Origin of the sequence: Xenorhabdus japonica (genome assembly GCF_900115195.1) — a bacterium.
Classification (GTDB): Bacteria; Pseudomonadota; Gammaproteobacteria; order Enterobacterales; family Enterobacteriaceae; genus Xenorhabdus; species Xenorhabdus japonica.
The window spans coordinates 14,722-41,033 of sequence record NZ_FOVO01000002.1 but is presented as its reverse complement, the minus strand read 5'-3'; the positions used below and the strand labels follow the sequence as shown (position 1 = coordinate 41,033).

The following is a 26,312-nucleotide window of genomic DNA, read 5'->3' as shown; positions in this document are numbered from 1 at the left end:
AAATAAGTGAATTGATAAAAAATAAGTTTTTTCATACTGGGAAGCTACTTGATTATTTTTAATCTGTATTTTCACGAATATTTATAATAGCTTAAGTGATAGTCATTATTCGATATTGTTGACAAGCACCTAAGAGTTCTGTATTTGATGAAATGTGATTTATTTCTTCCATTTAAACTTAAATCAGTATGTTCTGTTTATTAATGGGATCACGCCAGTGCGGTACAAATATTCACAACTCATAAGGTGCTAAAATGGCAGAAAATCATTCACGTCCACGAGGTCGCCCCACAATTCCAGAGCAAGAAATACGCCAAAAAATTCATGAAGTCACCTTACTACTTCTTATTAATCAAGGTTATAGTAAAACGACTATGGATGTGGTTGCCAAAAAAGCGGGTATTGCCAAAAAAACTCTCTACCGTTTTGTCAGAAATCGAGAAGATTTACTCGGACAGATTGTTATGCGTTGGAAAGATAGTTCTATTCCTGACTTTGAGAAAGAAGCCAATAATTACCAGAACTTCATAAAATTATTGAAAATATATTTAATTGAACTGGCAAAGAAATCATTATCTATGGAAGCCGTAGGGTTATTTAGATTATTACAGTCTGATTTCCCTTATAGTGAAGCACTATTGGATAAATATCAAAAAAGTAGTATTGAAAGAAGCAAAAATATTTTGGCCCATTGGCTTGAACGCCAATATCAGCAAGGATTACTGAAAAAAATGGATTTTCATATCACCAGTGAACTCATAATCTCAATGGTCATTGCAGAGCCACTAAGACAAATGGCTCTAGGGCTACTTCCGCCACTACCAGAAACAGACATTATGCCTCGCATTAACGCAGCAATGACTTTGCTTAAGCATGGGATTGTCGAGAAATAGCCATTATTGCTTGACTGGTTACTCACTGGCTATCTCAGTTTCACAAAAATATAATTGGCGCTGAAACAACTATTTCATCAGCGCCCTTGCTAAATTCCACCGATATATAATTCATCTTGTGGCTCCAGTATCGGATGCGGAATGCATCACTTCGTGGGCACTATGATGCCGTAAATCTGAGGGGAGCCACACTTCATCTCTGTAAAACTCCCCAACTCACCGCAATGTCAAACGGCGAACACGTCCTTGCTGGGGTTCAAAAACTTCAGACGAGCCCAGACCGTGTTGGCAGGGATTGAATTGGTCTGTATGTTGTGCAAAGGACAATACTGATAAAAAGAAGGGTGTCCGATTTCACCCGCGGCATTTTTCTCTCAATTAGCTGAGTAAAAATCAATCACCTCATCTTCACTCGTACTTTTTTGTTAATACGACAGAACCTGAAGATTAAAATGAGTAAAAAATGAGGAATAACAATGAAATAAATTGTACTACTTACCGCATTCCTCATTTCTCGCGCATATTATACAAAAAAAGCGAGTAGATAAATGAAGAACAGGTGAGGAGGTAAACTGTTTTCTGGCAGGTGTTTTTCCAGCTCTCCGTGTTACCGGGCTAATAGACCTGAGTAAACCAAGAGTTTTATAACCAGAGTAACTTTACCTTGAAACGGGATGCGTTCATTATTATTTCACCAATTACATTAGGTATTAATCGGTCAAGTATTCAATCTGTTGATCTAGCAATACACACGATAGCATTCGATTAGTTCAATCGTCTTATTCTACTGGCTTTGTTCGGCATTAAAATTGACTTTATAAAACCAGAATACACATATTGAATACTTAACCCTCTTGACACCTCATTATCGTTAGTTAAATATTATTTTCCTTATTTATATTCCAATGAAATGAGTTCATAACATGCTATTTCTCTGCAATAAATACAAAATAGGAAACCGCTTACAATTCTTTCAAAAAAGATCACAATACTTTCTATGCTTTAATGTACGTTATAAGGTACAATCAACTCCTCATTTTTTAAAAAGCATTTTTTCAAATCCAATAATCTTATCATTGATACTATTACAGATTCTTACAAAAAATGTGCAAGCAGAAGGTTTTGTCAATTTTCAATCCATCGATACCAGCCTTTACTTCCAATTCGAAAATAAGATTGATCCTCAAAAAACCATTTCACCCATTGTAGAAGCCTTTGGTGATTACAAGATTGGTGATATGTATGTCTATAGCATTTGGCAAAACTCTCTGCAACATGACTACAAAGGCGATAAAAGTACCTATTACTATAAATTCGTACCAAGACTCAGTGCCAGTAAAATCACAGGCTATGATCTTTCCTATGGCCCATTAAAAGATGTGCTGTTTGCTCAGTGGATAGCTAAAACCAAAAATGTAAAATATGACTATTTCCCCGGTATCAGCCTTGATTGGCAAGTGGGTGGATTCAGTTGGTTGCGTACTATCTTTTATTTTGAAAATAATGCCAAGGGAAATTGGAACGATCAGCGTATCCATATTGATTATGGCATTCCTTTCAGTAATCAACTGGGGGATTTCCGCGTTGTAGGAACTTTCGATTATACATTGGGCTTAGGCGATAACTCCGAAATGATCGATTTCAAACCTGAGCTACATTATGACTTGGGGAAAAAATTAGGGTATCAAGCTGGTCACCTGTGGACAGGTGTTGTCGTAAATCCGGTCAAAAATAAGTATAAAATAAAAGATACATCTGACTTTCGTACGAATCAATTTAGCTATGGAGTGTTTATTCGATACAGCTTTTTCTGATAAACACATAAACTAGTGCCGTTTTTAATGGTTTATATCCTTGATGGGGTCACAATGTCCATTCAACACGACAAGTTCGGGCGTACTTATCAGTGGTTTTTGCTGATACTTTTAGGCATGGTCTATTTTTTATCCACAGCAACAACCTTTACGTCATTGGGTGTTGTCCTGCCCAGTATGATTAATGAACTGGGCTGGAGCTGGACAAATGCTGGTTTAGGCTTCACGCTGCTTGGCCTAACTTGCGGACTATCCAGTTTCCTGCCAACGGTATTCATTCGTAAAGTTGGCGTTCGTTTCACTCTGTCCATCGGCCTGCTAATTTTTCTGGCTGGTTTCTACAATCTTTATCACACACACACTATTTCATCGTATTTTATTGGTGCGTCTTTAATTGGTATCGGTTTTACCTTTTTGGCGACAGTCCCGGGTACTTATGTGATTTCACGGCTATATGAGAAACAATCCCTTGCTTTTGGTTTCTACTTCACAATAGGAGGATTGGGAGGCGTGGTAGGCCCGTGGATCTACTTTCTGGCAACTCGTGTTTGGGGGACATGGCGAATGCATTGGATGATTTCCGCCATTGCCCTCTCCATTTTCGTTATCCTGACAATTATTACTCTTCAAGAGGGAAAACGGGAAGTTGCCCATGCCAAGGCTGTAAATCAAAAAAATAACAGTCAGGATAATCCCAGCATTTATCGTACCAAGCAACGTTGGACGGCACATCAAGCTCTGCGGACATGGCAGTTCTATGTGATTGCCGCAACTTACACCGCATTTTTATGGTGTGGTATTACAGTCAATAGTTTTGCGGTTGCCCATATTATTGAAAATGGTTTCAGCGAAGCTATCGCTGCTGGGTTACTAAGTACAATGGCCTTTATCAATGCGTTTTCCAGATTGGCAGGTGGTGCAATCGGAGAGTGGGTAGATCCGAAAAAATTACTGATTGGTAGTCTGGCTATCATCATTCTTGGTTTAATTGCACTGAGCATTGCCTCTTCATGGCTATTTTTGATTACGTTCACGGTGTTTGTCGGGATGGGATATGGCATGACCTTCCTCGCTTCCAGTGTACTGCTGGCAAACTATTTTGGCCGCAAGCCTTATCTGGAACTGTTTTCAATCATGAACCTGATTTCCACGTTGGCGTGTCTGGCGCCTTTTTTAGCTGGTGCCATCAAGGATTATTCAGGCAGTTTTACTTCAGCATTCTTAATTATTGCTATCCCCGTATTTGTTGTTCTTGTCGTAACATTGATGATGAAACCACCTGCTCAGAAAATGGGAAAGCACTCAATAAAAAATACTCAATTTACTGAATAGGATAAAAGTGAACTGAAACAACGTACAAACAAGGAAATAGTGATGTCAAAGAAAGAGTTCGGTGTATTTCTTCCCATAGCCAAAGGTGGATGGATCATCTCCAAAAACACACCGCCACTGGATGCGTCTTATAAACAAAACCGTGAAGCTGCTATTTTGGCCGATCATATTGGTCTTGATTTCATTATGTCCATGGGAAAATGGCGCGGGTTTGGCGGTGAAACCGATCATTGGGGTTCCTCACTCGAATCCGTCACGCTGATGGCTGGCATTGCCGAAGTTACTCACCGTGCAAAATTGATCGCCACTGTTCATGCCGGACTGCATAATCCGGCTGTTACCGCCAAAATGATCGCTACGTTGGATCATATTAGTCAAGGTCGTGCCGGGCTGAATATTGTTTCAGGTTCATTCCGGGATGAATTTGAACAAATGGGGGAGTGGGATGATAGTTTGAGCCATGACCAGCGCTATGCCATGACCGAAGAATGGACTCAGTTGATTAAACGTCTTTGGCGTGAAAAACAGGTAGACCACGAAGGCACTTACTTTCATTTAAAGCAGTGCGTTTCTGAACCTAAACCTCTTTCCCTTCCTCGTCCTTATCTTGTTTGTGCTGGTCAATCCGAGCAAGGGCTGCGTTTCAGTGTACGCCATACCGATGTATGTTTTATCGGGGGCAAAGATGAGACAGAAACCCGAAATATCAGTTTAACCGCCAAACGCATCGCCGCTGAGTATAATACAACAACCAAAACATTCTGCATGTGTACCGTGATTTGCGCTGAAACAGATGCCTATGCTGAAACGCTCGCCCAGTTCTACCATCAAGGTTTGGATGTAGAAGCCGTCAAAAATATGATGCACAGTTTTGGGGTCGATATGGATGGAAAAAGCAATGCAATGGTAGAACGTTCGCAAAATGCCTTTATGACCCATACCGCCATTGGTACACCGGATACCTGCTATAGACAACTGACAGATTTAATGCGTAATTGTGATTTGGATGGTGTGATGTTGATTTTCCCCAATTACATCAAAGGATTAACAGTTTTTGGGGATCAGATCCTACCCAGATTAAGAGCGGAATTTGCCTGATAATATCCAGCCTTTCAAATGATAAACCTCGTTTAAATAACGAGGTTTATTTCTATATATAGCATATAGCGAGAATTATTCAGGCAAACGCTGATATTGCCCTTGTTTCCGCAATAGCCTAACACCCAACCAACCACCACATACTGAAAGCAGCAAACTGCTGATGGTCGGAAGCAGAAGCCACATCAACCATTGTGGTTGCCACGGGAAATCAAAGACCTGAGTCTGCAACAACCAAAGTGCAATTTCTGCACCAAATGCTGCCGCCAAACCCGCCATCAAACCAAGCAGAGCAAATTCACTCCATAATGTACGACGCAAAAGTTTTTTGCTCGCTCCCAATGTACGGTATACCACTAATTCAAGTTGTCGTTGGTTCATCCCGACCTGAATTTGTGCCAACAAAAGCAATCCGCCACAAATCATCACCAGAACAACCATAATTTCCAATGCCTTGCTAACTTGCTGCAAAATACTTTGTACTTGCTTGATTATCGAGCCAATATCCAGTATGCCAATGGTCGGGAAATGACGGTTAATTTCTGTTAACAGCCGCCCATCGCCTTCATAATGAAAGCCGGTCAGCCACGTTCTGGGCTGATTTTCCAACGTCTCTTTAGCAAAAATGAAAATAAAGTTTGGATTTATACTTTCCCAATCCACCTTGCGAATACTGCTTACTGTGGTATGAAACGTTCGGGTATCGCCCGTGAATGTAAGCCTATCTCCTAACTTGATTTTCAATCGTTCTGCAACGCCTTGCTCTATGGAAACTTCGTTCGGCTTAGGAGGCCATGTCCCCGAACTTAAGGTATTAAAAGGCGGTAATTCTGTTTTCCATGTTAAGTTTAGTTCACGACTCACTGTCGTACTGTTAGGTTGTTTTTCAACCGCCCATTCAAGCGCAGATTGTCCATTCACTTGCGTCAATCGCGCCAACACTACAGGATAAAAATCGGTAGGCTTCACCTGATCTTTGGATAGTAAATCATTAACTTGAGCAATTTGTGGTTGGGTCATGTTAATCAGGAAATAATTCGGGCTATCCGGCGGCAATTGCTGCTGCCATCGACTCAATAAATCACCCCTTGCCATAATAAGTAAAGCCAGCAACATAAATGACAGGGAAAATGCCGCCAATTGGGTCATGGTCTGAAACGGTCGACACAGTAACCGATTGACCGCCAGACGCAGGCTTATCTGACGGAATGTCACACGGCGCAGCAACCATAATCCCAGCCATCCCAATAACGCCAAAAACAATGCAACAACCGGCACTCCTGCCAAAAGTGACCATAACAAAGGCTGAGTACCTGCCAATAATACCAATCCCCCCGTTATCATTAATGCCACCACAGATAAATAATAACGTAATGGCCAGATAGACGCTGTTACATCACTTCTCAATACCCGTGAAGGCTGGGTAGCCATGAGTTGGCGATACGGGCGAATGCCCACCAATATTGCAATACCAAATAGGGTTACAATCGCCCATACCCACGGCCATATTCCTGCCGCTGGCAACACCTTAGGCAACATCTCAGCCAAAATTCGAATCAATGCCGATTCAAAAACCAAGCCTAAAGTAGAGCCTACCGCTATGGCAGCAAGCAATATTACCAACCATTGCCCAATGATCCATTGGCGCAAAGCCCAACGTCCTGCCCCCAGTGTTTTCAGAATGGCAATCAGGTTATGCCGACTGCGGCAATAATGAGTCATAGATACTGCCATCGCAGCTACAGCAAGCAGCAATGTCAACAAAGCTGATAAGAGTAAAAATTGCTGGGCGCGTTCAATGGATTGCGCCATTACGCCATTATCCTGTTTCAATGTCAGCCAGCGTTGATCCGCTTTTAGTTGTGGTTCAACAAATTGCTGGAATGATTGGGTGGCGGCAGGAGAACCCGCAAACATATAACGGTAAGTCAAGCGGCTGCCGGGTTGAATCGCTCCTGTTGCCTGAACATCATCAATATTGATTAAAATTCGGGGAGAAATCTGGAAGGGACTGAACCCGCTATCAGGTTCTTGCAGCAATTCGCCGCTAATTTTCAACGTGGCATCCCCCACGTCAAGATTATCCCCAACCTTAATTCCCAACAGCGTCAGTAATCTCGGCGACACCAACACAGAACCCTTCTCTGGCTTTAACCCATGCGGATTAGTTTCCAGTTCTCCATATAGAGGATAACGCTCATCTGCGGCTTTTACCTGAGCCAGTTGTGGAATATCTCCCGCATATGTCATGGTCGAAAATGAAATTTGGCGACTCAATGTCAATCCCTGCTCTTGTGCCCTGCTCAACCAAGTTTCATCAACCGGATAAGAAGCCTTTAAGACAAGATCACCCGCCAAAAAATCACGGCTTTGATAATGCACACTTTGATTAATGCGATCACTGATACGCCCTAATGCCAGCACGCAGGCCACCGCCAATGTCAGGGATAACCAAACAATCAGAAGAGATGGTGTGCGCCATTCACGCCAAAACCAGCGCCAGATCATGCTTCCTCCCGCAATTTTCCATCCACCAGACGTAAACGACGCTGACAACGGGCAGCAAGTTGGCTGTCATGGGTGACCAAAATCAAAGTAGTAGCGTAATCCTGATTGAGAGAAAATAATAAATCAGCAATGCGATCACCTGTCTGGCGATCAAGGTTGCCTGTTGGTTCATCAGCAAACAAAATTTTGGGGCGGGTACAGAACGCCCGAGCCAAAGCCACTCGCTGCTGTTCACCACCCGAAAGTTGGGCTGGCATATGTTTCAGGCGTTTTCCCAATCCCAACTGTTCGAGTAACTCAATAGCCTGTTTACGACTTTGGTGTTCCGGTTCGCCGCGCAATAACGCCGGAAGTTGAACATTCTCCAGCGCGTTCAGGGTTGGAATCAACATAAACGATTGGAAAACAAAACCTACATTTTCTGCCCTTAACTGCGCCCGCTGTTCTTCATTCATGCGGCTGATATTCTGTCCCAACAGGTGGACCTCTCCCCCGCTGCCATCATCCAATCCAGCAATAATCCCCAGAAGTGTCGACTTCCCTGAACCTGATTCGCCAATTAATGCAATTGTCTGTGCTGGCTCGACAACCAACTCAATACCCTGCAATATATTAATTACCTGTTCCCCTTGGCCTACATGTTTAGTGAGATGATGAACTTCAAGAATACTTTCTACAGCCATGTATTTTTCCTTTTATTGTTGGTGCTATGCAGTGCCAGAGCAACTGCTTCGGATACTCTGCTGATATTGGGAGATAGCCTCAGTGCCGGATACCGTTTGCCGGTTGAGCAGTCGTGGCCTGCTCTGATGGCAAAACAATGGCAACAAGCTGGTAAAAAAACGGTCATCGTTAACGGCAGTATTAGTGGCAATACCATAGCGCAGGGTCTCGAACGTTTGCCTGAATTATTGAAGCAGCACAATCCCAAATGGGTTCTGATAGAACTTGGCGCGAATGATGGACTGCGTGGTTTTCCCATTCAAAACATAGAACAAGATTTGCAACAGAGTATTATTTTGATCAAACAAGCCAGCGCACAACCATTGTTAATGCAAATTCGAATTTCTCCTAATTACGGAAAACGTTATACCGAATCCTTTGCAAAAATTTATCCTACACTTGCTGAACGCAATCAAATTCCCCTACTGCCATTTTTTATGGAGCAGGTTGCTATCAAACCAGAGTGGATGCAAGACGACGGGCTGCACCCTAATCAAGCTGCACAACCTTTTATTGCTGATTGGATGTCCAACAAATTGTCGGCATACATCAACTATCCTTAAGTAAATTATTCCTAATAGTAAATCATTTATTTCCATAAATTGATGTAGATAACAGGTAAAGTTATGCAAAAAACAATTCTTATTACAGGATGTTCTAGTGGGATTGGCTTAGCAGCAGCCAAAATACTTCATCAACGTGGTTACCGCGTACTCGCAGCTTGCCGTAAACCTACTGATTTAGCTCATATGCAAGAATTGGGATTCGAACCGATTGAATTGGACTTAGATGATAAAGAAAGTGTAGAGCATGCAGCCAAAACAGTAATCAAGTTAACCAACGGTCGTCTGTTCGGGCTATTCAATAATAGTGGATTCGCTGTTTATGGTCCGTTGGAAACCGTTTCGCGTGAGCAGATGGAAAAACAGTTTTCCACTAATTTTTTTGGCACTCATCAACTTACCTGCTTATTACTACCAGCGATACGTGCTTATGGTTCGGGACGAATTGTCCAGACTAGCTCTGTTATGGGATTACTCTCAACACCAGGCCGTGGTGCATATGCAGCCAGTAAATATGCCCTTGAAGCATGGTCAGATGCTTTGCGGGGAGAACTGGCAAAAACAGGCATTAAAGTCAGTCTGATAGAACCGGGGTCAATCAATACCCGTTTTACGGAGAATGTGAATCAAACGCAGCAGGATCATCCGGTTGAAAATCCAAGCCTTGCTCGCCGTTTCACGCTTATGCCCGAAGATGTGGTTTCGAAACTGATTCATGCTTTGGAAAGTCCCAATCCTAAATTACGTTATTCTGTTACATTGATAACTTACACCGTAAAAATAATGCGTCGTATACTCCCAGAAAAATGGCTCGATAAAATCGTATGTTGGCAAAGTTAAGGAGCATTGAAAACCGTACAAACGAGCCTTATTTACACATATCATCGCCTAGCAATGAACCAGAGAGAAACGTCCATGGAACCCTCAGTGAATATAAACAATAATACTGCTCATATCATTAATATTGATGAATCGAATGTTGCTCAAATTGTACAGCACTCACTTAACCAACTCGTTGTATTCTATTTTTGGTCGCCACAGGATCTACATTGCCATGAATTAGAAGCAACTCTTGACAAAATAGCCCATGAATATGAAGGGCAATTTACTCTGGCAAAAGTCAATTGTGGCGAACTTCCCTATCTTGCCGCACAATTTGGTGTACGTGGCTTGCCTACTGTGCTGTTTGTAAAAGAAGCTCGCCCTGTTCAAGGTTTTGAAGGCATCCAAACCGATGACGCTATCAGAAAAATTTTCTCTACTCTTTTGGTACAAGAAGAAAAGTCACCATTAGAACAAGTGAACGAGTTGCTTGAAGAAGGCAAAAATCTGGAGGCGTTATCTTTACTGAAAGAAGTCCATAAAGAAAATCTTCAAGACATTGAAATTACGTTATTGTTGGTCGAAGTAAATCTTTCACTCAATCATCTTGAAGATGCCCAAAAAATACTGGATACCGTCCCATTAGAAGAACAAGATGAACGTTATCATGAGTTATTTGAACATATTAAGTCTCAGAAAGAGGCCGCAGATTCACCTGAGATTCGACAACTGCAACAAGAGTTGACAGCTCAGCCAGAAAATGCGGAATTAGCCGTACAATTGGCGTCCGAATTACACAAAGTTGGCCGTAATGAAGAAGCCCTGGAATTGTTGTTTGGTTTTTTGAAGAAAGACCTTGCTGCTGCCGATGGGGCAGTGAAAACGACAATGATGGATATTTTTTCTACACTGGGTACTGGAGATGTACTGGCATCTAAATACCGTCGTCATGTATACTCCTTACTCTATTAGGTAAATAAAATTTATATATTTATGGTTGATAAATAAGGAAATTGTTATGGATTTACTCTCTTTTGGTGCCGTACCAATTTTAATCATTATTGCTGTTGTTATCGTCTTTACTTGTGTAAAGACCGTTCCACAGGGTTATCAATGGACTGTTGAGCGCTTTGGGCGCTATACTCGTACATTAACGCCTGGCCTGCATATCATCATGCCGTTTGTTGATCGTGTCGGCCGTAAAATCAATATGATGGAGCAGGTTCTGGATATCCCATCGCAGGAAGTCATTTCTCGCGATAACGCTAATGTAACCATTGACGCCGTTTGCTTTATTCAGGTTGTCGATCCAGTACGTGCAGCCTATGAAGTCAGTAATCTGGAACTGTCCATCATTAATCTGACAATGACTAACTTCCGTACCGTGCTGGGTTCTATGGAACTGGACGAAATGCTGTCCCAGCGCGATTCCATCAACAGCCGACTGCTGACAATCGTCGACGAAGCCACTAACCCGTGGGGTGTAAAAATCACGCGTATTGAGATCCGCGATGTGCGTCCTCCTAAAGAATTGGTCTCCGCAATGAACGCTCAGATGAAAGCAGAGCGTACTAAACGTGCAGATATTCTTGAGGCAGAAGGTATCCGTCAGGCAGCCATTCTGAAAGCCGAAGGGGAAAAACAGTCACAAATCCTGAAAGCCGAGGGTGAGCGGCAGTCAGCTTTCCTGCAAGCGGAAGCCCGTGAACGTGCTGCAGAAGCAGAAGCTCGTGCAACTAAAATGGTTTCTGACGCTATTGCTGATGGCGATATGCAGGCAATTAACTACTTTGTTGCCCAAAAATATACTGATGCCCTCACCAACATTGGTGCCTCAAATAACAGCAAAGTTATTATGATGCCACTGGAAGCCAGCAATTTAATGGGAGCCATTGGTGGTATTGCTGAATTAATTGGTGAAAGCAAAAAAAGCAAACAGGATAAATAGCCATGATTGAACAGATCGCCGCTCAGCCAGCTTGGTTCTGGCTCTGTATTGGTGGACTGCTTCTGATTGCGGAATTGCTGGGAACGGGGGGATATCTGTTGTGGACAGGAACCGCAGCCATCGTTGTCGCCCTGATCACATGGATTTTTCCTAACGTGGGCTGGGAACTGCAAGGTACTCTGTTTGCTGCTCTGACCTTGCTTTCTGCTATTGCATGGCGTAGCTGGCTACGCCATCGACCCCGCAAGGCTAGTGATAAAATTCTCAATCAGAAAAATCACCAGCTGATTGGACTTCGTACCCGTTTAATCACGAATACCGAAAACGGTTTTGGGCGAGTCAAACTGGCCGACGGTAGTTGGCGCGTTCACTGTGACCGAGAACTTCCTGCCAATACTGAAGTTGAGGTCATCGCCGTTGACGGAATTACATTGAAGGTGAGACCTATTTCCCGTCAAATGTGATGCTTACAGCAGCCAGATAAATGCTCAATGATGGGGCAATCAGCTCCATCATCTCCCGGACATTCAGCCACCAATGCCAGCAGTTTTTTCTTGATCTTTTGCAATTTCAAAATCGTTTTTTCTATTTCTGCCACTTTTTGCTGGGTCGCCGTTTTTACATCCGCACTGTGGCGGCCAGGATTGCGGAATAATCGCAGTAATTCACGACACTCCTCCAACGTAAATCCGACTTCTTTCGCCTGACGCAAAAGTATCAGCTCATCAATATGCTTTTGCCCATAATAACGATAGCCATTATCTCCCCGCTCCGGCGCAGTAATAAGATCTTTTTCTTCATAAAACCGGATCGCTTTGCTGGTTAAACCAGTCTTATGGGCAATTTCACTGATATTCATAATTCCCCCTTGACCTTCCCCTTGCTGGAAGGTTTAGCCTTAATGATAAGTATATAACTCTGTATCAGGAGATATTGTTATGTCCACAACCACCATTCTGGCACTTCAAGGCTTAACTTGTATGCATTGTGTCAACAGGGTCAAAAAAACTCTGGAAAAAATCCCCGGCGTCGAGCTGGCAGATGTGAATCTGAATTATGCCAAAATTATCAGCAATGTTTCATCTGATGAATTGATTGCCAGCATTGTTGCCGAAAATTATAAAGCCACTGTTGCTACTCAACCTGATATTGAATTGCAATTGTCAGGTTTAAACTGCATGAAATGTGCAGGTAAGACACAAAAAGCATTAGAAACCGTGGAAGGTGTTATCGCTACTGAAGTTGATACCCAAACAGCAAAAATCTATGGTAAAGCAGAGAGCAGTGCGTTAATTCATGCGGTTGAACAAGCCGGATACCACGCCGAATTAGCAACGGAGGTAGATTTCCCAAAAAATAAGCCGCTGGCAACACATGTTCCACAGACTCCGGAGTCCCTGACAGCGGCAATCCATTCAACTCCGGTAGAAACAACCTCTGTTGGGTACAGCAACAAAAATAATGCAAGTGTTAATGACAGCAATGATGACAACATTCAACTTTTGCTAGATGGTATGAGCTGTGCAAGCTGTGTCAGCAAGGTACAAAAAGCTCTGCAATCTATTGATGGCGTGGAACATGCCAGAGTCAATCTTGCGGAAAGAAGCGCATTAGTCACAGGCCATGTAACACCAAACGCCTTAGTTGAAGCAGTTATCAAGGCTGGTTATGGTGCGGAAGTCATTCAGGATGAAGCTGAGCGCCGTGAGCGCCAACAGCAAGTGGCGCAAGCTAATATGCGGCGCTTTCGTTGGCAATCAGCCCTTGCGTTAGTCGTTGGGATACCTGTCATGGTGTGGGGAATGATAGGTGACAATATGATACTTACACCTTCAAATCACACTATTTGGCTAACTATTGGTTTGTTTACACTGGCTGTAATGGTATTTGCCGGCGGGCATTTTTATCGCAATGCGTGGCAAAGCCTAAGAAATGGCAGTGCGACAATGGATACTCTCGTCGCTCTGGGTACTGGTGCAGCATGGCTTTATTCAATTAGTGTTAATTTGTGGCCAGAGATTTTTCCTCCTCAAGCTCGTCATCTTTATTATGAAGCTAGTGCCATGATTATTGGTTTGATCAATCTCGGCCATGCATTAGAACAACGTGCCCGTCAACGCTCTTCCAAAGCTCTTGAGCGATTATTGGACTTAACGCCGCCAACAGCACGGGTGGTTACCGCTGAAGGCGAAAAAATACTGCCACTGGCAGATGTTATGCCTGATATGATATTGCGCCTGACAACAGGAGATCGTGTTCCGGTCGATGGTGAAATTACTCAGGGTACAGTTTGGCTGGATGAAGCCATGCTGACAGGTGAACCCATTCCTCAACAAAAAACTATCGGTGATATCGTCCATGCTGGCACTGTAGTTCAAGACGGTACGGTACTGTTTAAAACCAATGCGGTTGGTAGCCAAACGACATTAGCGCGCATCATCAAATTAGTTCGTCAGGCACAAAGCAGTAAACCTGAAATTGGTCAATTGGTAGATAAAATATCATCGATATTTGTACCTATCGTCGTTGCTATCGCCCTGATTGCTGGCGCGCTCTGGTATTTTATCGGTCCTGCTCCACAAATCATGTACGCGCTGGTCATTATGACTACAGTCTTAATTATCGCCTGTCCTTGTGCTCTTGGGCTGGCAACTCCCATGTCGATCATTTCTGGGGTGGGACGAGCCGCCGAGTTAGGTGTATTAGTGCGTGATGCTGATGCTCTGCAACATGCCAGCCAACTGGATACCATTGTCTTTGATAAAACCGGCACCTTAACTGAAGGTATGCCACAAGTCACTGAGATCCACACTTTCAATGGTTTCACCGAAGAACAAGTATTGATATGGGCTGGTGCATTGGAAAGTGGCTCAAATCATCCTCTGGCAAAAGCCATTTTGATGAAGATTGAAGGACAAAAATTACCAGAGGTGCAGACATTCCGCACACTCGCAGGATTGGGTGTTAAGGGGGAAATCGGGGATATCACCCTATTATTAGGTAATCAAAAATTATTTGGGCAACATCAGATTGATACGACGGAATTAAAGCCATTAGTGGTGGCGCAGGCAGAAAAAGGCATAACTCCTGTCATTCTGTCAGCCAATGGAAAAATCGCTGCTCTGTTTTCTATCCGCGATCCCTTGCGTCAAGATACCGTTTCTGCTCTGCTTCGTTTACATAACCAAGGCTATCGTTTGGTCATGTTGACAGGGGATAACCCCACCACAGCGAATGCTATCGCTAAAGAAGCTGGAATCGACCATGTCATTGCTGGTGTTTTACCTGATGGCAAAGCAGCAGCCATTAAATCACTTCAATCAGAAGGCAGAAAAGTGGCAATGATCGGTGATGGCATTAATGATGCACCTGCATTGGCACAAGCGGATGTTGGTATCGCAATGGGAAGTGGCAGTGATATCGCCATAGAAACAGCAAGCATTACCCTTATGCGTCATAGTCTGCATGGAGTTGCTGATGCAGTTGAATTATCCCGAGGCACATTGCGCAATATGAAACAAAACTTATTTGGTGCATTTGTCTACAATACCTTGGGCATTCCAATTGCAGCCGGTATTTTGTACCCTCTTACCGGGACGTTATTAAACCCTGTAGTTGCCGGTGCAGCCATGGCATTGTCTTCAATTACTGTCGTTAGTAACGCCAATCGCTTATTGCGCTTCAAACCTAAATTCTGACATAACATTCAGGCAGTTACATTGCATCCGAAAAGCTAAATATATTCCATTTAGCTTTTCATCCCGTACTTTTCCCTCTTTCTTGTTAACCATTAACAGGTTAGCATACCGTTCAATGCCAACTATTGGAGTATGCAGCATGGGTAAATTAATGACATATTTCAGTAAGATATTGGGACTCAATTCCCAAAGGCGTTATCCCTATCCTGCTTTCGACATTACTTTAAATAAAAACAAACAATTGCATATTGTTGGCAGTATTCATATGGGTGCAGAAAATATGTACCCGCTTTCTGCAATATTGTTGGGACAACTGGAGCAAATGGACGCTCTTATTGTTGAGGCAGATATCACTCAAATTGATTCCCCCTTCAAGGAAACTTTCCCTGAGCAGATTGAGCTATCACAACGTTTATCTCCCGAACATTTTGACTGTTTACAACGTTATTGCCGAGAAATTCAACATCCTGTCACACTGCTGGATCCATTGCCATCATGGCAAGTTGCATTGATATTACAGGCTGCCCAAGCCCAGTATTTGGGATTGCGCCCTCAATATGGTATCGATTACCAATTACTGAACAGTGCAAAAACCATCAATAAACCCATCATTGAGTTAGAAGGAACCGATGCGCAGGTCGACCTTCTCATCAATCTGCCAAATGGAGGGCTTTCTTTGTTGGAAGATACTATCACCCATTGGCACACCAATGCGCGCGCGTTACAGACTATGATTAGTTGGTGGATGAATTACAGGCCTGAGAAACAAAATCAGGTACTACCGATGACATTCTGCGAAGAAATTTACCAGACCTTAATGACTGAAAGAAACCACCAATGGAGTGAGCAATTACATAGATTACCAGCAGGGAAATATTTGGTTGCTGTAGGAGCATTGCATCTTCATGGAGAGAACAATTTAGGACAAATGCTGGTAAGATCGCAAGAATAAAAACATATTTATCTGCTTCATGTTGAAAAATCATTACCGATAAACATTTACAAAATAGACAGTTACAGGAAAAAATATGACTCCCGCCATCGTTTTGCTGGAAAAACAAAAAATAAATTTCAAACTCCATCCTTATGAACATGATGTTAATGCACACAATTTCGGTGATGAAGTAGTTAAAAAACTCGGTTTAGATGCCAAACAAGTTTTTAAGACGCTATTAATTTCATTGAATGGCGATCCTAAAAACCTTGCTGTCGCTGTTACACCTGTTGCTGGACAACTCGATTTGAAAAAAGTAGCCAAAGTTTTTAAGGCAAAAAAAGCAGATATGGCCGATCCTCAGCAGGCACAAAAAGTAACGGGTTACTTAGTGGGGGGCATTAGCCCGTTAGGACAGAAAAAATGTCTACCTACCGTTATTGATAATCAGGCTCAAAATTTGCTAACTTTATTTATTTCTGGTGGCAAGCGTGGATTAGATATTGAATTGTCCCCTGCAGACTTATGCCAACTACTTAACTGTTCGTTTGCTGATATTGCTAAAATTTGAAACTAAATTGCAACTCCCACTAATTTTTTCGAGCCAGCTCCGTTTTTTTAAAGCAGAGCCTTGTAATAAATAATACCGATATACTTTTATCACAGTGATAAAAGTATTAATTACCATTTCAATTAACTTATTTAATAATTAAATTATTATTCAGTTTCAGCTATCCCGATTTAGGTTATGTATAACAGTCCTTACAGATAGTTAAGTAAAAGACCATCTGAAAATAAGATGGTCTTTTATGCGGGTAACTAGTTATACGGGTAACTAACAACAATCTATTAACTAGTTGTTATTTCTTATGTGAAATTTCACCTTTCGGCTCATAATTAGAGGTTTTCAATGGAGAATGTTTCTCAATATAGCCTTTCAATACCTCAGCATCGATGAAACCCGTATCAACGTAACCAGGCAAATTATCAATCCGTGGATAACCATCTCCTCCAATCGCATTGAAATTCAAAGTTGCCATACGATAAGTTTTATTTGGATCCAATGGGTTACCGCCAATTTTTACATTACGGATATTCTTACCATTCATTACAAAACTAACATTATAGAACTGTCCATAAGCACCAGAATCTTTTTCCATATTTGCAACAGCCTTCAAATATGGCAGAACTTCGCTACCTTTGAAATCCACATAAACCAGTTGGTTAGAAAATGGATGAACTTTCAGGACATCTTTGTAAGTAATATCACCCGGTTCAATTGAATCACGAATTCCGCCACCACTCATCACTGCAAAGTCAGCATTTGTTCGTTCCATCTGAGCAGCCAATACAAGATGTGCCATATTTGTTTGAACGAAACGTACTTTACTGCGATCACCTTCCAATTTGTTATCGACAAAACCCACTTTTACACTAAGTTTCCGGTTGCCTTTATCTTGATAAGGTGTCAGCAATTTAAGCATCTCAGGGCTTTGCTGAATTTCATGTGTATAGTAAACGCGTTCCGTGCTGCCATCTTCTTTTGTCACTTTTTTCTTTAAGTTGATGGGGATCAACTGGTAATGAACCAGCTTGAATTCACCATTACGGAATTGAAAATCAGCACGGCCCACGTATTTCCCCCATTCGTGGGCTTGAACAATCCAAGTACCATTTTGGCGATCTGGAGAACAAGGTGTGCCCGGAACATAATCTACTTGTTTATAGTTTTTGTTTTCTGCCGACATACATACCGGATCTTGTGAGTGACCACCCACAATCATATCTAAATAACCCGCAGGCAAACTGCGCGCCATTTCAACATCTCCCGGTGCATTAGTGCCATGATAACCATCGTTATAGTGCCCCATATGGGTTGCCGCAATAATCACATCCGGTTTTTCATTCTTTTTCAGCTCTTCAATAACTTTTTTAGCTTCTTCAGCAGGAACGCGGAATTCAACATCCGGAAAATTAGCCGGATTGCCTATTTTCACTGTATCATTAGTTGTCAGACCAAGAACTGCAACTTTCACACCTTGCTTATCAAACATGACATATGGCTTAAATAAACGCTTGCTTGTACTGGTTTGATAAATATTGGCAGATAAAAATGGGAAATTTACCCATTTTTGTTGCTGTTTCAATACATTCAATGGCTTATCAAATTCATGATTCCCCAATGCCATTGCGTCATACCCTACAAGATTCATGCCCTTAAAATCTGGCTCAGCATCTTGCATATCTGATTCCGGTACGCCTGTGTTAATGTCACCACCAGACAATAACAATACGCTGCCTCCTTTTTTAGCAACCTCTTGCCGAATGGAGTCTACTACCGTTTTTTGGGCTGCCAAACCATACTCACCATGATCGTTATGCCAGAAATGACCGTGATGATCATTAGTATGCAAAATTGTAATGTCATAGGTTTTATCTTTTTCCCAAGCGCTTGCAATTAATGGCACTAATGACAGAGAAATGGCAAAGGCACATACTGATGCTTTAAACGATAGTTTCATGGGGTATCTCCATGTTATTTAAAATTCTATTGGTTATAGTCCCCAAATAGGGTGTGAAAAATGGCATACATACCACATTTTTCTGATCAGGATTACATAATTGCGTCATTAAATAATGCCTTCTTTCACCTTTTTGAGATAGCAGTCAAATTATACCGATATGAGCAAAATTTTTGTTAGTTATCTAAGATAGATTATGGTGTAAAAATTAAACAGAAATTAAACTAATCGATTAAATTTTCCCCTATAAAAATATTGAGAAGCGAATAAATATGAGTGAGAAAAGTAAAATAGCTCCTTTGCCAACCTCATCAACAAAAACACATCGGACAGTTTTTTCAATTCTTGGCGCTATCAGCTTATCCCATATGCTGAATGATATGATTCAATCGTTAATTCTGGCGGTTTATCCACTGCTGCAATCTGAATTTACACTCAGTTTCATTCAGATTGGTATGATAACTTTGACTTATCAGATAACAGCATCTCTATTGCAACCTCTTATCGGATGGTATACGGATAAATACCCGCAGCCCTTTTCATTGCCTATCGGTATGGGATTTACTTTATCCGGTTTACTCCTACTAGCTTATGCTGAAAATTTTTCAATTATATTAATGGCTGCCGCCCTAGTCGGTACAGGTTCATCTGTTTTTCATCCGGAATCGTCACGAGTCGCACGCATGGCTTCAGGTGGACGTCATGGACTGGCGCAATCATTATTTCAAGTAGGAGGAAATTTAGGAAGTTCACTGGGACCATTACTGGCAGCTATTTTCATTGCTCCTTACGGCAAGGGAAATGTCGGTTGGTTTTCTCTGGCAGCATTATTGGCTATCGTAATTCTTTTGCAGGTCAGCCAATGGTATAAGATGCAACATCAAGCTATAACTCCCTTATCTGCTCGAGCGACTTCCTTGCCAAGCCTGCCTAGAAAAACTGTCATAAATTCTTTTGCTATACTTTTATTACTGATTTTCTCCAAATACTTTTATCTAACCAGTATTAGTAGCTACTATACATTTTACTTAATACAGAAATTTGGGGTATCAGTACAAAACGCCCAAATCCACCTATTTGTCTTTTTGTTTTCTGTAGCAGCAGGTACTCTGATTGGGGGACCCGTTGGGGATAGGATAGGCAGGAAATATGTCATTTGGGGTTCAATTCTTGGCGTTGCACCTTTCACCTTGATGTTACCTTATGCATCCCTATTTTGGACAAGCATACTAACGGTTATTATCGGTATAATATTGGCATCTGCATTTTCTGCTATTTTAGTTTATGCTCAGGAACTCATTCCCGGTAAAACAGGCATGATCGCAGGTTTATTCTTTGGTCTGGCCTTTGGTATGGGTGGTATTGGAGCTGCTGTGCTTGGCTATGTTGCGGATAAGACCAGTATAGAATGGGTTTACAAAATCTGTGCTTTTTTACCACTTATTGGCATTTTTACTCTATTACTGCCAAATATAGAAAATAAAAACCAAAAAAATAACAAAATCAATGTATAATAATCACAATTATTACACCATGTATATTTTGTAAACAAGAGTAAATAATGATAATATCTACATAAAATTACATTAAAATTACATTAAAATGCCATTTATGTAGATCATGCTCATTTTCATCGATCAGGATATTTTTTAGCAGTCTTATCGCTGATTACTTATAAAATATATTATTACCTCACATAACTATACAAATTATTATATTCGCTACCCAAAAGGAGCCTTGATGGAGCATTCGACACCTCTTATCACGACCATTGTTGGCGGCTTTGTTCTCGCCTATCTGCTTGGAATGCTTGCACAGCGCCTGAAAATCTCACCTCTGGTAGGATACCTTGTAGCAGGTGTACTAGCGGGTCCCTTTACACCAGGTTTCATTGCCGATACGTCTTTAGCTCCAGAACTTTCAGAGATTGGCGTGATTTTATTGATGTTTGGTGTCGGTCTACATTTTTCACTTAAAGATTTGTTAGCCGTTAAATCCATTGCCATTCCTGGTGCAATCGCCCAAATTGCAGTCGCAACTTTATTGGGTACAGGTTTATCGGCACTACTTGGCTGGGGATTATTGAACGGCATTGTTTTTGGTCTTTGTCTGTCCACCGCCAGCACAGTGGTATTGCTCAGGTCATTAGAAGAACGGCAACTCATTGATAGCCAAAGAGGACAAATTGCCATTGGTTGGTTAATTGTTGAAGACCTGGCAATGGTACTGGCGTTGGTGTTACTCCCAGCAGTGGCGGGTATTCTGGACAATCAGAATGCAAACTTTGGGCAATTATTATTAAAGTTGTCTGTCACAATTGGAAAAGTCATTGCTTTTATTTTATTGATGATTTTCGTCGGACGACGGGTCATACCTTGGTTACTGGCAAAAACGGCAGGAACAGGCTCCCGTGAATTATTCACACTGGCGGTACTTGCCATTGCATTAGGTGTTGCTTATGGTGCTGTGTCACTATTTGATGCTTCATTTGCTCTCGGAGCATTCTTCGCGGGTATGGTACTGAATGAATCAGAATTGAGCCACCGGGCAGCTCAAGACACTTTGCCCTTACGAGACGCTTTTGCGGTTCTTTTCTTTGTTTCTGTTGGGATGCTATTTGATCCTATGGTTCTGTTCCAGCAGCCTCTGGCTATTTTAGGAGCCCTTACTATTATTATCATTGGCAAATCTTTGGCTGCCATGATACTGGTCAAAATGTTTGGGCATTCACGCCGTACCGCTCTAACCATCTCTGTCAGCCTTGCCCAAATTGGTGAGTTTGCCTTCATTCTCGCGGGACTCAGTGTCACACTAGGGTTCTTGAGTGGAGAAGCCCGTAATCTTGTATTGGCTAGCGCCATCATTTCAATTATGTTGAATCCTCTTCTATTCAGTTTACTGGATCGCTATTTGGAAAAAACAGAAACTATTGAAGAACAATTACTCGAAGAAACACTGGAAGAAGAAACTCAAATCCCTATCAATATTTGTGGTCACGCTATTGTGGTAGGTTATGGTCGAGTAGGCCGCCAACTTTGCCAACATTTACAAGAAAGAAACTTCCCAGTTGTGGTTATTGAAGATACACGTGCCCGATTTGAAGAAATGAACGAAATGGGTATCAGCGCAGTAATAGGTAACGCTGCCAATAAAGAGATCATGGCCCTGGCACGGCTTGATTGCGCTTTTACGTTATTCTTGACAATCCCCAATGGTTATGAATCGGGTGAAATTATCGCGAATGCCAGAGAAATCAGGCCAGATATCAATATCATTGTTCGAGCCCATTATGATGATGAAGTCACCTACATTAAAGAGCGAGGTACTAGCCATATCATAATTGGTGAACATGAGATAGCACGAGCAATGGCTGATGCACTGCCTGAATATGAGGAGGGTTGTCCGATAGAACCACCACCACTACCTTCACCAACGGCTCCAGCATAAATGTAATTTGTAACTAAGGAATATCCCCACAATTTGGGGATATTCCAGTAAATCCAATAAAAACAGTTAAAGCAATATTTCAGATTACCAACATTTCACATCATTTCAGGCTACCAGAATCAACGCTCCCAGTAAGACTCTTCCAGGCTATCCTCTTTCTCCGGCAACCCTCGGGTCAAGCGCGGAGAATGCTGACTCAATACCTGATAACTCACTCTATTAGCATACTTACATACCTGAGCCAAAGAAGAATAAGTTAAGTAAGAACGCATATGCTTACTAGAGTTCGGCACATTCAGGCGATGATAACTATTAGCAGTGATATCATGCAGTAATGCAGATAATGCGCCATCTCCAGCACCATTGGTATTCATGATTTTTTTAGGTCCACCCATATAAGGTTCAATATGGGAATAGACCCGTATGGGATTCTGACAATCCACTTTACGCATCGCACGACTGAATTCATAACGGTTAAATTCCGCAATCGCACCAGGCAACAATGGATGCGTCGTTTGGCGCTTGTACTCCTCCTCAGTGTAACCCGCCATGTACAATCCAGCAGGTCCAGCGGTACACAACACCAAATCCACCCAATCTAGTGCCTTATCAGCCGCTAACAACGGATCACTGAAACCTGTCAGTTCATGAGCTTCATCTTCATTCATTGCAACGACAGAAATATTTTCAGCTAGAAAATCACGCCACCATTGTGGATCATCAGCAATGACATATTTTGTTCCTAGCGTCAATACAACAGGTACGTTATATTTCTTCGCATACTCAATGGCTTTCATCGTCGCTTCTGGCATGGGCTCACCCGGTTTGCAGCGCACTAGATAAGCGGTGATGACCAAAGCTGATGCTTCCGCAATAATGTGTTCGGGAATACTTTCTGGATGAAGCTGATTCATTAAACCAGGGCTGATAGCAAACGTTCTTTCACCATTTTCTGTCACTAAGGTAAAACAGCGACCGATTGAACCATCAACACCCTGAAGGTGATTTAAATCCATACGGCTGGATGTATTACAAAGATAGTAATACGCATAACTTCCTATTTGGATGTTATTGCACATGGCACCAAGCAATACGGATTTATCGTCAGCCAGAACAGAGTAATTGTGCAAGGTGTTACCGATAGTTCCCCCTGCAAATTCGTGGCTGATTAGATTCTTGTTTGTCAGTTCTTTGTAGAGTGCCTCGGCTACATCATCTTCAATGACTAAAGAGTGTCCTTGGCTCAGGTTATAACGTTGGATAAAATCTTCATCAATTTTGGCTTCGATATCAACCAGTGTCTGATCAATGCCAACAATATAGGCTTGATTATTTTCAGTATCCATCATCTCTTTGATAGGTTGGAGCAGAGGATCTCTTAAACTGACAGGAAAATAGTGTTTAGATTTACGTTTACCAGGGAATTTCATAATTAATTGCTGATATAGAGCCAAAATATGGAGCATATTAGCACAGTACCATTTGTTACAATACAATTCGTTATAATACGAAACATCAGCTATCAGAACGTTAACGTTATCTATCCCAATGGATTTAAGGTGCGTCGCGGTGGTAAGGAAGCGAATCCCCGGAAGCATAGATAACTATGTGACCAGGGGGAGTAAGCGCAGCCAACAAAGAGGCAACTTGGAAGGCGAAGGGTATATAACAACGAAGAATAAAGATTGAGCTTTAAATAATATTAAGCCTCTTGTTTCTGGCGACTACGTACCATGTGGCGCAGCAGAATATACATGATGGATAAAATCAATCCAATGAAACCTGCTCCAATCAAAATCAACAAACGCTTAGGTGAGTCTTTTGAAGTTGGCTCGTAAGGTTCCTGCATATACTTGAATGGCACGAAATCAACCTTATCAATATTCACTTTTTCCAGATTTTTGATATATAACTGACGGTTACGCATATCTGCATCAATTTTAGCTGGATCAGTAATTTCTTCAGTAATCTGTAACTTACGTTGCAGTGCATCAGAACCTAATGCGATCGAATAATCCGGATCATCCTTGATCATAGCTCCACCATTCGATACAGGTTTTTTGACACCGGCAGAATTAGCAATAGAAATCGCATACTTTAATCGCTCAATATCCACATTGCGCAAATTGTCAGCACGAGAAAAATCGAGAGCATAAAGCTTTTGTGAGTACACCAATTTCTGATGAACTATATCATTCAGCTCATCTTTTACTTGATCACGAACCACTGCAGAGACGAATTTGATATAGCCATTTAATAGATTATAAGCATCTTTTGCATTATCAGCACTGAAAGAGAGAATTGCTTCATCAATATCGTTATCTTTTTTAGGTAACTTAGGTAACGATATTTCAATGTTTTTATTAACTATTTGCTCAATAAGTTTTCTTTGCTCCTGCCCGGGACCATCATGATTCTTAGTGGACAAGGCTTTAAAGTAATCTGTATTAACTAAATATTCTTCGCGTAATACACGTGAGTTATAATTTTCAACGAACCGCTTATACAACGATACTTCGGTCACTTTAGGTTCAAGATTCAGAACCTGCAAATCCGTTAACACAACTTTTAATGGCTGGAATTCTTCCAATCCTGGTTGCACCACGGCAGCTGTACTGGTCCATTTTTGGGGTAAAAATGATGCAATACTGAAACCAATAATTGCAAAAACGAGAGAGATCGCAATAATCAAATATTTTGACTGGAAGAGCACAGAAAATAGCTCAAACAAATCAATTTCATCTTCCTTCGCTGGATGATAATAATTTGAATGCTCTTCGTAAAAATCGGGGTGCTTAATAGGTCTATTACTCATTATTTATATGTCCAATCCAAATAATTTTGATTTTCATTGATACGCAAGCCTTTTCTCCCGCTTACCGTACTTATTGGTTTAAAAACCGTACCCTTAAAAACCACATCCTTAAAAATCATATAACTATCAATGCCTGCCATTCACTATGTGTGATAATGTCCCATAACAAGCAGTTGCATGTTATTTCATAACATTAGTTACCAATTGGGCAAGCAACAAAATGTGGGCTTCATTATCATTAAGTGCGGAGATATATTCAAACTTTTTCCCACCAGCGCCCAAAAAGATCGTTTTATTCTGTTGCTCAATCTCTTCCAATGTTTCCAAACAATCTGATGCAAACCCCGGACATACTACTTGAACATGTTCCACACCCTGGCTTGGCAATGATGCCACTGTTTTATCTGTATAAGGAGATAACCACGGTAAGCGGCCAAAACGCGATTGATATGTCATCATAATTTTATCTGTTGGATAATCCAGTGCCTGGCTCAACAGTTCAGTCGTAGCCTGACAATCTTGTGGATAAATATCCCCCATCGCTGCCAAACGTTCAGGAATACCATGATAGGAAACAATTAAACGATCAGGCCGACCATGTTTTTCAAAGCTCTGCTCAATGGTTTCCTTTAATGCTGCAATATAGGCAGGATGTGTGGCATAACTACGGACAAAATATAAGGTAGGAATTGTCCGGTATCCCCGCAATATTTTACTGATACTGTCAAAAACCGCTGCCGAAGTTGTACTGGAGTATTGAGGATAAAGTGGCAATATAATGAGATCATCAATGCCTTGTTGCAGTAAACTATCTACTGCCTGAGGCAAAGAGGGGGAGCCGTAAGTCATTCCCAAAACAACAGAGATATTCACCAACTTTTCTTTCAATAGCTTTTCCTCCAGCAATTTCTGCTGACGGCGACTATAAACTAATAAAGGAGAACCTTCTTCCATCCAAATTTCTTGATAAAGCTTAGCAACACGAAAAGAACGGAAAGGAAGAATAAAACCATTCAATATAGGTTTCCAAATAAATTTAGGGATATCAACGACTCTTCTGTCACTCAGAAACTTTGCCAGATAACATCTTATTGCTGCTGGTGTTGGCGCATCAGGTGTACCAAGGTTCACCAATAGGACACCATACTTCTTGCTACTCATTCCTCATAGCTCCATTAAAATGACTGACAATCTA

General features: G+C 41.6%; 21 protein-coding genes and 1 pseudogene. 15 read left to right on the top strand and 7 right to left on the bottom strand.

Features of this window, described 5'->3' with window-relative positions; genetic code table 11:
* Window positions 1–254: 254 nt before the first annotated feature.
* From BM135_RS01160 to BM135_RS01145, 5 genes and pseudogenes are all read left to right on the top strand, one after another.
* A complete protein-coding gene (locus BM135_RS01160; RefSeq protein ID WP_092517056.1) occupies window positions 255–893 on the top strand; it encodes a TetR/AcrR family transcriptional regulator in 639 nt (212 codons plus the stop codon).
* Between the two features lie 217 nt (window positions 894–1,110).
* Window positions 1,111–1,226: pseudogene (locus BM135_RS16485) on the top strand (IS6 family transposase); the annotation flags it as partial.
* A gap of 590 nt (window positions 1,227–1,816) precedes the next feature.
* Complete coding sequence (locus BM135_RS01155) at window positions 1,817–2,707, top strand: outer membrane protein OmpK (RefSeq protein ID WP_092517054.1); 891 nt, start codon at window positions 1,817–1,819, stop codon at window positions 2,705–2,707.
* Between the two features lie 54 nt (window positions 2,708–2,761).
* Complete coding sequence (locus BM135_RS01150) at window positions 2,762–4,039, top strand: MFS transporter (protein ID WP_175485871.1); 1,278 nt, start codon at window positions 2,762–2,764, stop codon at window positions 4,037–4,039.
* A 42-nt stretch (window positions 4,040–4,081) separates the two neighbouring features.
* The gene (locus BM135_RS01145) at window positions 4,082–5,137 is read left to right on the top strand and encodes an LLM class flavin-dependent oxidoreductase (RefSeq protein ID WP_092517050.1); all 1,056 of its coding nucleotides are present in this window, start codon (window positions 4,082–4,084) and stop codon (window positions 5,135–5,137) included.
* A 75-nt stretch (window positions 5,138–5,212) separates the two neighbouring features.
* Here the strand turns inward: BM135_RS01145 and ybbP are convergent, their stop codons facing one another.
* Window positions 5,213–7,645, bottom strand: a complete 2,433-nt coding sequence (gene ybbP / locus BM135_RS01140; protein WP_092517048.1) for a putative ABC transporter permease subunit YbbP — start codon at window positions 7,643–7,645, stop codon at window positions 5,213–5,215.
* Window positions 7,642–8,328 carry a putative ABC transporter ATP-binding protein YbbA gene (ybbA, locus tag BM135_RS01135; RefSeq protein ID WP_092517046.1) on the bottom strand — a complete coding sequence of 229 codons (687 nt, stop codon included), beginning with the start codon at window positions 8,326–8,328 and terminating at the stop codon, window positions 7,642–7,644. Before ybbA ends, ybbP begins: the two co-directional genes overlap by 4 nt.
* On the opposite strand from ybbA, the gene tesA reads away from it, so the two are divergent.
* The 5 genes from tesA to BM135_RS01110 all read left to right on the top strand — a co-directional run bounded on the left by tesA (window position 8,299) and on the right by BM135_RS01110 (window position 12,165).
* Window positions 8,299–8,931, top strand: coding sequence for a multifunctional acyl-CoA thioesterase I/protease I/lysophospholipase L1 (gene tesA, locus BM135_RS01130; RefSeq protein WP_175485888.1), 633 nt, complete (start codon window positions 8,299–8,301; stop codon window positions 8,929–8,931). The two genes, ybbA and tesA, sit on opposite strands and share 30 nt — an antisense overlap.
* Window positions 8,932–8,994: 63 nt before the next feature.
* A complete protein-coding gene (locus BM135_RS01125) occupies window positions 8,995–9,771 on the top strand; it encodes an SDR family oxidoreductase (RefSeq protein WP_092517044.1) in 777 nt (258 codons plus the stop codon).
* Between the two features lie 75 nt (window positions 9,772–9,846).
* Window positions 9,847–10,725: a co-chaperone YbbN gene (locus BM135_RS01120; protein ID WP_092517042.1), complete on the top strand. Its 879-nt coding sequence runs from the start codon at window positions 9,847–9,849 to the stop codon at window positions 10,723–10,725.
* A 46-nt stretch (window positions 10,726–10,771) separates the two neighbouring features.
* Window positions 10,772–11,701 (top strand): SPFH domain-containing protein, encoded by a 930-nt coding sequence (locus tag BM135_RS01115; protein ID WP_092517040.1) that lies wholly within the window; start codon window positions 10,772–10,774, stop codon window positions 11,699–11,701.
* 2 nt (window positions 11,702–11,703) lie between these two features.
* Window positions 11,704–12,165 carry an NfeD family protein gene (locus BM135_RS01110; protein ID WP_092517038.1) on the top strand — a complete coding sequence of 154 codons (462 nt, stop codon included), beginning with the start codon at window positions 11,704–11,706 and terminating at the stop codon, window positions 12,163–12,165.
* On the opposite strand, the gene cueR is transcribed toward BM135_RS01110, so the two are convergent.
* Window positions 12,156–12,560, bottom strand: coding sequence for a Cu(I)-responsive transcriptional regulator (gene cueR, locus BM135_RS01105; protein ID WP_092517036.1), 405 nt, complete (start codon window positions 12,558–12,560; stop codon window positions 12,156–12,158). The genes BM135_RS01110 and cueR overlap by 10 nt on opposite strands.
* A 79-nt stretch (window positions 12,561–12,639) precedes the next feature.
* Between cueR and copA the strand changes: the two genes are divergently transcribed.
* The 3 genes from copA (at window position 12,640) to ybaK (ending at window position 16,904) form a co-directional block, all read left to right on the top strand.
* The gene (gene copA, locus BM135_RS01100) at window positions 12,640–15,399 is read left to right on the top strand and encodes a copper-exporting P-type ATPase CopA (protein ID WP_092517033.1); all 2,760 of its coding nucleotides are present in this window, start codon (window positions 12,640–12,642) and stop codon (window positions 15,397–15,399) included.
* Window positions 15,400–15,538: 139 nt separating this feature from the next.
* Window positions 15,539–16,351 carry a TraB/GumN family protein gene (locus BM135_RS01095; RefSeq protein ID WP_092517031.1) on the top strand — a complete coding sequence of 271 codons (813 nt, stop codon included), beginning with the start codon at window positions 15,539–15,541 and terminating at the stop codon, window positions 16,349–16,351.
* 76 nt (window positions 16,352–16,427) lie between these two features.
* The gene (ybaK, locus tag BM135_RS01090; protein ID WP_092517029.1) at window positions 16,428–16,904 is read left to right on the top strand and encodes a Cys-tRNA(Pro)/Cys-tRNA(Cys) deacylase YbaK; all 477 of its coding nucleotides are present in this window, start codon (window positions 16,428–16,430) and stop codon (window positions 16,902–16,904) included.
* A 289-nt stretch (window positions 16,905–17,193) separates the two neighbouring features.
* Here ybaK and ushA read toward each other — a convergent pair whose 3' ends face one another.
* The gene (ushA, locus tag BM135_RS01085) at window positions 17,194–18,855 is read right to left on the bottom strand and encodes a bifunctional UDP-sugar hydrolase/5'-nucleotidase UshA (protein ID WP_092517027.1); all 1,662 of its coding nucleotides are present in this window, start codon (window positions 18,853–18,855) and stop codon (window positions 17,194–17,196) included.
* A gap of 272 nt (window positions 18,856–19,127) precedes the next feature.
* On the opposite strand from ushA, the gene BM135_RS01080 reads away from it, so the two are divergent.
* Both BM135_RS01080 and ybaL read left to right on the top strand, forming a co-directional pair.
* On the top strand, window positions 19,128–20,369 hold the full coding sequence (locus BM135_RS01080; protein ID WP_092517025.1) for an MFS transporter: 1,242 nt from the start codon (window positions 19,128–19,130) through the stop codon (window positions 20,367–20,369).
* 226 nt (window positions 20,370–20,595) lie between these two features.
* Complete coding sequence (ybaL, locus tag BM135_RS01075) at window positions 20,596–22,302, top strand: YbaL family putative K(+) efflux transporter (RefSeq protein WP_092517022.1); 1,707 nt, start codon at window positions 20,596–20,598, stop codon at window positions 22,300–22,302.
* A gap of 119 nt (window positions 22,303–22,421) precedes the next feature.
* Here the strand turns inward: ybaL and BM135_RS01070 are convergent, their stop codons facing one another.
* The 3 genes from BM135_RS01070 to hemH all read right to left on the bottom strand — a co-directional run bounded on the left by BM135_RS01070 (window position 22,422) and on the right by hemH (window position 26,278).
* A complete protein-coding gene (locus tag BM135_RS01070; RefSeq protein ID WP_092517295.1) occupies window positions 22,422–23,732 on the bottom strand; it encodes an inosine/guanosine kinase in 1,311 nt (436 codons plus the stop codon).
* 272 nt (window positions 23,733–24,004) lie between these two features.
* The gene (wzz(fepE), locus tag BM135_RS01065; protein WP_092517020.1) at window positions 24,005–25,117 is read right to left on the bottom strand and encodes an LPS O-antigen length regulator Wzz(fepE); all 1,113 of its coding nucleotides are present in this window, start codon (window positions 25,115–25,117) and stop codon (window positions 24,005–24,007) included.
* Window positions 25,118–25,297: 180 nt separating this feature from the next.
* The gene (gene hemH, locus BM135_RS01060; protein ID WP_092517018.1) at window positions 25,298–26,278 is read right to left on the bottom strand and encodes a ferrochelatase; all 981 of its coding nucleotides are present in this window, start codon (window positions 26,276–26,278) and stop codon (window positions 25,298–25,300) included.
* Window positions 26,279–26,312: the final 34 nt, after the last annotated feature.